The following is a 7,703-nucleotide window of genomic DNA, read 5'->3' as shown; positions in this document are numbered from 1 at the left end:
CGAGACGTCCCTCGTCTTCAGCATCAGCAAGACGTTCGGGCTGATCAAGTAGGAGTACCACCCATGAAACTCATTACCGCCATCATCAAGCCGTTCAAGCTCGACGAGGTGCGTGAGGCCCTGAGCGCCATCGGCGTGCAGGGACTGACGGTCACCGAAGTCAAGGGCTTCGGCCGCCAGAAGGGCCACACGGAGCTGTACCGCGGCGCCGAGTACGTCGTGGACTTCCTGCCCAAGGTCAAGATCGAAGCCGCCGTGAACGACGACGTCGTCGACCGCGTCATCGAGGCGATCGAGTCTTCGGCCCGCACCGGCAAGATCGGCGACGGCAAGATCTTCGTGTCGCCGCTCGACCAGGTCGTTCGCATCCGTACCGGCGAAACCGGCAACGACGCGCTCTGAGCGCGTCCATAACAACCGTTTGGAGAACACTCAAATGAAGAAACTCCTTGCCGGCCTCGCCCTTGCGGCGGGTCTGCTCGCGCCGGCCGCCTGGGCGCAGGACGCTGCCTCGGCACCGACCGCCGCTGTCGCGGCCACTGCCACGGCCGATGCGGCCTCCGCGCCTGCCGCCACTGCTCCGGCTTCTCCGGCTGAAGCGGCTTCTGCTCCCGCAGCTCCCGTTCCGCAGCCCAACAAGGGCGACACCTCGTGGATGATGTTGTCCACGTTGCTCGTCATCCTGATGACGGTGCCTGGCCTCGCGCTGTTCTACGGCGGCCTGGTGCGCAGCAAGAACATGCTGTCGGTGCTCATGCAGGTCACGGTCGGCTTCTCGCTGATCATCGTGCTGTGGGTGCTGTACGGCTACAGCTTTGCGTTCACCGAGGGCAACAAGTTCATCGGTGGCACGGATCGCTTGTTCATGAAGGGGCTGTGGGACAACGTCGCCGGGACCTTCGCCCTGGGCGCGACCTTCAGCAAGGGCACGCCGATGTACGAGATCGTGTTCGCGGGCTTCCAGGCGACCTTCGCCGGCATCACCGCCTGCCTGATCATCGGCGCCTTCGCCGAGCGCATGAAGTTCTCCGCCGTGCTCGCCTTCCTGACGCTGTGGTTCACCTTCAGCTACCTGCCCATGGCTCACATGGTCTGGTTCTGGATGGGCCCGGATGCCTACGCCAGCGCCGCCGTAGCGGACGAGATGAACAGCAAGGCCGGCATGCTCTGGCAATGGGGTGCGCTGGACTTCGCCGGCGGCACGGTGGTGCACATCAACGCGGCCGTCGCCGGCCTGGTGGGTGCGTACATGGTCGGCAAGCGCGTCGGCTACGGCAAGGAGCAGTTCACGCCGCACAGCCTGACGCTGACGATGGTTGGCGCTGCGCTGCTGTGGGTGGGCTGGTTCGGCTTCAACGCCGGCTCCGCGCTGGAAGCCAACGGCTTCGCGGCTCTCGCCTTCTTCAACACGATGGCTGCCACGGCTGCTGCCGTGCTGGCCTGGTGCGTGGGTGAAGCGCTGCTGAAGGGCAAGGCCTCGATGCTGGGTGCTGCGTCGGGTGCCGTCGCCGGCCTCGTCGCCATCACGCCGGCTGCCGGCAACGTCGGCATCGGCGGTGGCCTGGTCATCGGTCTGGTGGCTGGCTTCGCCTGCCTGTGGGGTGTGTCGGGCCTGAAGAAGTTGCTGGGTGCGGACGACTCGCTGGACGTCTTCGGCGTCCACGGTGTCGGCGGCATCGTCGGCGCGCTGCTGACGGGTGTGTTCGCCTCGCCCAATCTGGGTGGCCCCAGCGCCATGGGCGACTGGGTCACGGCAACCATGGTCACGCCGGATGCCTACTCCATCGCCGGTCAAGTCTGGATCCAGGCCAAGGCTGTCGCTGTGACGCTGCTCTGGTCGGGTGTCGTCTCCGTCATCGCCTACAAGCTGGTCGACCTGACCATCGGCCTGCGCGTTACCGAAGAGGAAGAGCGCGAAGGCCTGGACATCTCGTCGCACGGCGAGACGGCCTACCACAAGTGATCTGATTCACTGCAACCGCAGTGCCGAGCCGCCCTCCGGGGCGGCTTTTTACTGGGCGCTGCGACGTCTGAATAATCGCCCGCCATGAACCTCCGCTCTCCCGCATGACCGACCCCGAGGTGCTGGAGTTCCGCTTCCCCGTCCGGCTGAACAGCTGCGTCATCCGCCCCGGCACCGGCGGCGCCGGGCGAGGACGGCGTCTTGTGATCCCCGCAGCAGCCCCCAAGTGGCCGGCCTCTGTCGAGTTTGAGATCATTCGGTCATGGTTCCCCATCTGATCACCGCCCTGAACGGCCCCATCAACGAGCTGGAGGCCCGCGTGCTGGAATCCATGCCGGCCACCGAACGCTGGTTCAGGCTCGAATGGATGGAGCACACGCCCACCTTCTACGCCTCGGTCGACCTGCGCAACGCCGGCTTCAAGCTGGCGCCGGTGGACACCAACCTCTTCCCCAGCGGCTTCAACCACCTGACGCCGCAGATGCTGCCGCAGGCCGTGCAGGCGGCCATGGCGGCCATCGAGAAGATCTGCCCCGAGGCGCGCAACCTGCTGCTCATCCCCGAGCCCGGCGCGCGCTGCAGCTTCTACCTGGACCACCTCGCCACGCTGGTGCGCATCTTCACGCAGGCCGGCCTGAACGTGCGCCTGGGCGCGCTGGACCCGGCTCAGACCGAGCCCGTCGAGCTTCCCCTGGCCGGCGGCGGCAGCCTCGTCATCGAGCCCCTGCTGCGCAAGCGTGGCCGGCTCATGCTCAAGGGCTTCGACCCCTGCACCATCCTGCTCAACAGCGACCTCGCCAGCGGCACGCCGCCGCAGCTGATGGGCCTGCACGAGCAATACCTGCTGCCGCCGCTGCATGCCGGCTGGAGCGTGCGGCGCAAGAGCCAGCATTTCCGCGCCTACGAGGAAGTGGCCAAGCGCTTCGGCAAGCTGCTCGGCATGGACCCGTGGCTGGTGACGCCGATGTTCCAGAGCGTCGACCTGCGCGGCAGCAAGGGCCTGGAGGCGCTGCAGACGGCTGCCGACGCCCAGCTCACCAAGGTGCGCCGCAAGTACAAGGAATATGGCATCAACGAGAAGCCCTTCGTCGTCGTCAAGAGCGACATCGGCAGCTATGGCCGCAGCGTGCTGACGCTGCGCGACGCCAAGGACATCGAGGCCCTGGCCGGCCGCCTGCCCGAGGACCTGGGCCAGGAGGTCATCGTGCAGGAAGGCGTGCCCACCCACGAGCGCGTGCACGAAGCGGTGGCCGAGCCGGTCGTCTACATGATGGACCGCTACGTCGTCGGCGGCTTCTACCGCGTGCACGCCAGCCGCGGCATCGACGAGAACCTCAATGCTCCCGGCGCCAGCTACGTGCCGCTGGCGTTTGCCGAGTCGCTGAGCCTGCCGCGCCCCGGCGAAAAGCCCGGCGCCAGCGCGCCCAATCGCTTCTACATGTATGGCGTCATCGGCCGGCTGGCGATGCTGGCGGCCAGCTACGAGCTGGAAGCGACCGACCCGCAGGCCGAAGCGGAGGCGGCCTGACCGCGCAGGCTTCGGCAATACGCCGAGGCCCGAGGGGCGTCAAGCCTTTGAGTTGCGGGTTTGCTGCACTGCACAAAAACCCAAAACCGAGCGCAGAATCCCCACTTTCGAACAAACGCCACCCCAAGCCGGTGGCCCTCACGCAGTGAGTTCTTCCCACGCGGCTCGCAGCCCCTCGGCAATGGCGGGCCTCACCCTCGGCGCGCTCGGGGTGGTTTATGGCGACATCGGCACCAGCCCGCTGTACGCCCTCAAAGAAGTCTTCCACGGCGGCCATGTCGCCACCACGCCGGACAACATCCTCGGTGTGCTGTCGCTGCTGTTCTGGACGATGACCGTCATCGTCTCGGTCAAGTACGTGCTGCTCATCCTGCGCGCCGACAACAACGGCGAGGGCGGCCTCATCGCCATGCTGGCGCTGGCCACCAACGCGGTGAACGACAAGCCGAGGTTGCGTCGGGTGCTGATGGTGGTGGGCCTGTTCGGCACGGCCATCTTCTTTGGCGACGCCGTCATCACGCCGGCCATGACGGTGCTGGGCGCCATCGAGGGCATCGAGGTCTACGCACCGCAGTACCACGACGCCGTGCTGCCCCTGACGCTGGTCGTGTTGGCCGGCTTGTTCGCCGTGCAGCGCTTCGGCACCGGTGGCATCGGCAAGGCCTTCGGCCCCGTCATGCTGCTGTGGTTCGCCAGCCTGACGGTGCTGGGCCTGCCGCACATCATCGAGAACCCGCGCGTGCTGGCGGCCGTCAACCCGATCTATGCGCTGCATTTCTGCCTGGAGTACGGCTGGGTCGCCTTCATCGCCTTGGGTGCCGTCGTGCTCGTCGTCACCGGCGGCGAGGCGCTCTACGCCGACCTGGGCCATTTCGGCAAGAAGCCCATCCGCATCGCCTGGTACGGCATCGTCATGCCGTCGCTGGTCATGAACTATTTCGGCCAGGGCGCGATGCTGCTGGACAACCCGGCAGGCATCAGGAACCCGTTCTACCTGCTGGCGCCGTCCTGGGCCGAGATCCCGCTGTTCCTGCTCGCCATGGCGGCGGCCACCGTGGCCTCGCAGGCCCTCATCACGGCGGCCTTCTCCGTCACCAAGCAGGCCATCCAGCTGGGCATCATGCCGCGCCTGCGCATCGTGCACACCAGCGTGCGCGACACCGGCCAGATCTACGTGCCCTTCATCAACTGGAGCCTGTTCGCGCTGGTCATCGTCGCGGTCGTGTTCTTCGGCTCATCCACCAAGCTGGCCGGCGCCTACGGTGTGGCCGTCACCATCGACATGACGATCACGACGGTGATGACCTTCTTCGTCATCCGCTTCGGCTGGAAGTACCCGCTGGTGCTGTGCATCGCCGCGACGGGCATCTTCTTCGTCATCGACGCGACCTTCCTCGCGTCCAACCTGCTCAAGCTGATACACGGCGGCTGGTTCCCGCTGCTGATCGGTGTCTGTGTGTTCACGCTGATGCTGACGTGGAAGCAGGGCCGCAAGCTGCTGTCCGACAAGCTGCGCGAGGACGCCATCGAGCTGCCTGTCTTCCTGGAAGCCGTCTTCATCAACCCGCCCACGCGCGTATCCGGCACGGCCGTCTTCCTGTCGTCCGAGAAGGGCTCGACGCCCAATGCGCTGCTGCACAACCTCAAGCACAACAAGGTGCTGCACGAGCAGAACCTCTTCGTCACCGTCAAGCACCACGAGGTGCCTTGGGTCGCCGCCGAGAAGCGCTGCGAGGTCGAGGCCCTGGGCCACAACTGCTGGCAGGTGGCGCTGCATTTCGGCTTCAAGAACGAGCCCGACGTGCCCGAGGCGCTGGAGCAGTTGAAGAAGCAGGGCGTGCAGCTGGAGGAGATGGAGACCAGCTATTTCCTCAGCCGCGACATCGTCATCCCCACCATCGGTTCGGGCATGGCGCTGTGGCGCGAGAAGCTGTTCGCCAGCATGCACCGCAACGCCGCCGCGGCGGCCGACTTCCTGCATCTGCCGACCAATCGCATCGTCGAGCTGGGCAGCAAGGTCGAGATTTGAGCCCGCACCGATGAAAGAGAAAACGGCCCCGCAGGGCCGTTTTCCGTGAGCGCGTTCTTGATCAGACCGTCGAGACAAACTGCTCGGTTGAGCGGCGCACCTTCTTCAGGTTGACCAGCCAGTCGCCATCAGGCTGGCGGTAGCCCAGCGGCAGCAGCAGCACCGAGCGCAGGCCGCGCGCCTTCAGCCCCAGGACCTCGTCGACCTCGGCGGGCGAGAAGCCTTCCATCGGCGTGGCGTCCACCTGCTCCTCGGCGGCGGCGATCAGCGCCGTGCCCAGGCCGATGTAGGCCTGGCGGGCGGCGTGCTGGTAGTTCACTTCGGTGCCGCGCGGCGGGTAGGTGGCCAGTACCTGCTGGCGGTAGGCCTCCCAGCCTTCGTTGCGCGCGCTGCGCTGCTCGTTGACGAGGTCGAACGCAGCGTTGATGCGCTCGGCCGTGTAGTCGTCCCAGGCCGCGAACACCAGCAGGTGCGAGGCTTCGGTGACCTGCGCCTGGTTCCACGCGTGCACACGGATGCGCTCGCGCAGCGCGGCGTCGTTGACGACCAACACCTCGTACGGCTGCAGGCCGCTGGAGCTGGCGGTCAGGCGCACGGCCTCGAGGATGCGGTCCACCTTGTCCTGCGGCACCGGCAGGGCGGGGTTCATCTTCTTGGTGGCGTAGCGCCACTGGAGCTTGTCGATCAGTGTGGTCATGGGTGAGGGCAAAGAGAAAGTGGCGACATGGTGCGGATTTATCCCCAGGCGTGCTTGCCGTCGCTGCGGTGCCCTTGCGACGCGCCGGCTTTTGGCGGCCTCCAACCTCAGACGGGCGCAGGCGTAGTAGCCCGCTAAGCCGAGCCGCGAGCGCCTGGCGCACCCGCTGCCCATGCGCGCTGATGGCTATGCTGGCCGCATGCGCCCATTGCTGAAGGATTTCGCCCCCTCCACCCTCGTCGCCGGCTTCGTCGCCGTGCTGGTGGGCTACACCAGCTCGGTGGCCATCATCTTCCAGGCGACCGTCGCATTAGGTGCCACGCCCGCGCAAACGGCCTCGTGGCTGTGGGCCCTGGGCCTGGGCATGGGTATCACCACGCTGGCCCTGAGCCTGTGGACGCGCCAGCCCATCCTGACGGCCTGGTCCACGCCCGGCGCCGCGCTGCTGGCGTCCAGCTCCGGGCTGGACATGCCCGAGGCCATTGGCGCCTTCATCGTCTGCGGCGGGCTCATGGCCTGGGCCGGCGCCAGCGGCTGGTTCGAGAAATTGATGGACCGCATCCCCGTGGCCATCGCCTCGGCGCTGCTGGCCGGCGTGCTGGCGCGCTTCGGGCTGGACGCCGTGGCCAGCGTGAAAACCGACCCCGGCCTCGTGCTCGTGATGGCCGTGGCCTACCTGCTCGGCCGGCGCTGGTGGCCGCGCTATGCCGTGCCCGGCGTGCTGCTCGTTGGCATCGCCTACGCGCTGGGCGAGGGGCGGCTGAGCTTTGTCGGCCTGGACACCCGCCAGGTCTGGGCGCACCCGGTCTGGACGACGCCCACCTTCACCTGGCATGCGGCAATAGGGGTGGCGCTGCCGCTGTTCATCGTCACCATGGCCTCGCAGAACCTGCCCGGCGTGGCGGCCCAGCGCGCCAGCGGCTACACCACGCCGGTGTCCGCTTCCATTGCCGTCACCGGCGCCGCGACAACGCTGCTGGCGCCCTTCGGCGGCTACGCCTTCAATCTCGCCGCCATCACTGCCGCCATCTGCATGGGCCGCGAGGCGCACGAGGACCCGGCGCGGCGCTACATGGCGGCCATCGCTGCGGGCCTGTTCTACGTGCTCATCGGCCTGGCAGGCGGCGCCGTCGCGATGCTGTTGACCGCCTTCCCGCCCGAGCTCGTCAAGGCCATCGCCGGCCTGGCCCTGCTGGGCACCATCGCCGGCGCGCTGGCTGCAGCGCTCAAGGACGAGGCCAACCGCGACGCCGCGCTGCTCACCTTCCTCGTCTGCCTGTCGGGCTTCGCCCTGTTCGGCATCGGCGCTGCCTTCTGGGGCGCGGTGGCCGGTGGGGCGGCAAGTTTGGTTGCGACCTGGCGGCGGCGCGTGTCGTAACCGCGCGTCTGAGCGGGTGGTTGTGATTTCTCAGGCGCGGGCGCGGCTATTGCTAGCTTGTTCGGCAGCTGTCGACAACGACGTCGACAGCCTTGCCTCGGGAGCCCC

6 protein-coding genes and 1 pseudogene are annotated in these 7,703 nt (G+C 67.4%); 6 read left to right on the top strand and 1 reads right to left on the bottom strand.

Annotation, left to right across the window (positions count from 1 at the left end):
* Positions 1-63: 63 nt before the first annotated feature.
* From glnK to ABIS05_RS05240, 5 genes and pseudogenes are all read left to right on the top strand, one after another.
* On the top strand, positions 64-402 hold the full coding sequence (glnK, locus tag ABIS05_RS05260) for a P-II family nitrogen regulator (RefSeq protein ID WP_348013291.1): 339 nt from the start codon (positions 64-66) through the stop codon (positions 400-402).
* A gap of 34 nt (positions 403-436) precedes the next feature.
* Complete coding sequence (amt, locus tag ABIS05_RS05255) at positions 437-1,963, top strand: ammonium transporter (RefSeq protein WP_348013290.1); 1,527 nt, start codon at positions 437-439, stop codon at positions 1,961-1,963.
* 98 nt (positions 1,964-2,061) lie between these two features.
* Positions 2,062-2,160 (top strand): annotated as a pseudogene (locus ABIS05_RS28175) (hydantoinase B/oxoprolinase family protein); the annotation flags it as partial.
* Between the two features lie 65 nt (positions 2,161-2,225).
* Entirely contained in the window at positions 2,226-3,491 is a 1,266-nt protein-coding gene (gshA, locus tag ABIS05_RS05245) for a glutamate--cysteine ligase (protein WP_348013288.1), read from the top strand.
* A gap of 181 nt (positions 3,492-3,672) precedes the next feature.
* Complete coding sequence (locus tag ABIS05_RS05240) at positions 3,673-5,520, top strand: potassium transporter Kup (RefSeq protein ID WP_348013287.1); 1,848 nt, start codon at positions 3,673-3,675, stop codon at positions 5,518-5,520.
* Positions 5,521-5,581: 61 nt separating this feature from the next.
* Here ABIS05_RS05240 and ABIS05_RS05235 read toward each other — a convergent pair whose 3' ends face one another.
* The gene (locus ABIS05_RS05235; RefSeq protein WP_348013286.1) at positions 5,582-6,217 is read right to left on the bottom strand and encodes an NAD(P)H-dependent oxidoreductase; all 636 of its coding nucleotides are present in this window, start codon (positions 6,215-6,217) and stop codon (positions 5,582-5,584) included.
* Between the two features lie 199 nt (positions 6,218-6,416).
* On the opposite strand from ABIS05_RS05235, the gene ABIS05_RS05230 reads away from it, so the two are divergent.
* Positions 6,417-7,595 carry a benzoate/H(+) symporter BenE family transporter gene (locus ABIS05_RS05230; protein WP_348013285.1) on the top strand — a complete coding sequence of 393 codons (1,179 nt, stop codon included), beginning with the start codon at positions 6,417-6,419 and terminating at the stop codon, positions 7,593-7,595.
* Positions 7,596-7,703 lie beyond the last annotated feature (108 nt).

The organism is Roseateles sp. (assembly GCF_039929605.1).
Classification (GTDB): Bacteria; Pseudomonadota; Gammaproteobacteria; order Burkholderiales; family Burkholderiaceae_C; genus Pelomonas.
The sequence above is the reverse complement of the archived record's forward strand: the minus strand, read 5'-3'. Positions and strand labels throughout refer to the sequence as shown.

Excerpts from the sequence above, each read along its gene's own strand:
- glnK (WP_348013291.1), top strand. The coding sequence starts at position 64 with ATGAAACTCATTACCGCCATCATCAAGCCGTTCAAGCTCGACGAGGTG.
- amt (WP_348013290.1), top strand. The coding sequence starts at position 437 with ATGAAGAAACTCCTTGCCGGCCTCGCCCTTGCGGCGGGTCTGCTCGCG.
- gshA (WP_348013288.1), top strand. The coding sequence starts at position 2,226 with ATGGTTCCCCATCTGATCACCGCCCTGAACGGCCCCATCAACGAGCTG.
- ABIS05_RS05240 (WP_348013287.1), top strand. The coding sequence starts at position 3,673 with ATGGCGGGCCTCACCCTCGGCGCGCTCGGGGTGGTTTATGGCGACATC.
- ABIS05_RS05235 (WP_348013286.1), bottom strand. The coding sequence starts at position 6,217 with ATGACCACACTGATCGACAAGCTCCAGTGGCGCTACGCCACCAAGAAG.
- ABIS05_RS05230 (WP_348013285.1), top strand. The coding sequence starts at position 6,417 with ATGCGCCCATTGCTGAAGGATTTCGCCCCCTCCACCCTCGTCGCCGGC.